Raw genomic sequence first — 931 nt, 5'->3', positions numbered from 1 at the left:
GGGGTCTTTTCGTCCTGCCGCGCGTAACGAGCATCTTTACTCGTACTGCAATTTCGCCGAGTCTGTGGTTGAGACAGCAGAGAAGTCGTTACGCCATTCGTGCAGGTCGGAACTTACCCGACAAGGAATTTCGCTACCTTAGGATGGTTATAGTTACCACCGCCGTTTACTGGGGCTTAAATTCTCAGCTTCGCCTTACGGCTAACCGGTCCTCTTAACCTTCCAGCACCGGGCAGGCGTCAGTCCATATACATCGTCTTACGACTTCGCATGGACCTGTGTTTTTAGTAAACAGTCGCTTCTCTCTGGTCTCTGCGACCCCACACCGCTCACGGAGCAAAGTCCGGTCACCATGCGAGGTCCCCCTTCTCCCGAAGTTACGGGGGCATTTTGCCGAGTTCCTTAACCACAGTTCTCTCGATCTCCTTGGTATTCTCTACCTGACCACCTGTGTTGGTTTGGGGTACGGGCCACATCAGATCTCGCTAGAGGCTTTTCTCGGCAGCATAGGATCATGGAATTCACCGCAACGGCTACGCATCACCTCTCAGGCTCATGAGATCCGGATTTGCCTAGATCTCGCCCTACAGGCTTACACCAGTACAACCACTGACTGGCCCCACTACCTTCCTGCGTCACCCCATCGCTTGACTACTACCAACCGAGGTCCCGTGCATCCACTTAGGCTTCACCCGAAGGTGATGACCTGAGCTTCAGGACGGTTAGTACAACTGATTCATCAGGGGCGATCTGACACGGGTACGGGAATATCAACCCGTTGTCCATCGACTACGCCTGTCGGCCTCGCCTTAGGTCCCGACTCACCCTGGGAGGATTAACCTAGCCCAGGAACCCTTGGTCATCCGGAGGACACGTTTCTCACGTGTCATTCGCTACTCATGCCTGCATTCTCACTCGCACAGCCTCCACA

At 54.5% G+C, this 931-nt stretch carries 1 rRNA gene; it reads right to left on the bottom strand.

The window, feature by feature from the left end:
* Positions 1–931: ribosomal RNA gene (locus tag AXK60_RS12900) — 23S ribosomal RNA — on the bottom strand; the annotation flags it as partial.

It is taken from the genome of Tsukamurella pseudospumae (genome assembly GCF_001575195.1).
Classification (GTDB): domain Bacteria; phylum Actinomycetota; class Actinomycetes; order Mycobacteriales; family Mycobacteriaceae; genus Tsukamurella; species Tsukamurella pseudospumae.
The sequence above is the reverse complement of the archived record's forward strand: the minus strand, read 5'-3'. Positions and strand labels throughout refer to the sequence as shown.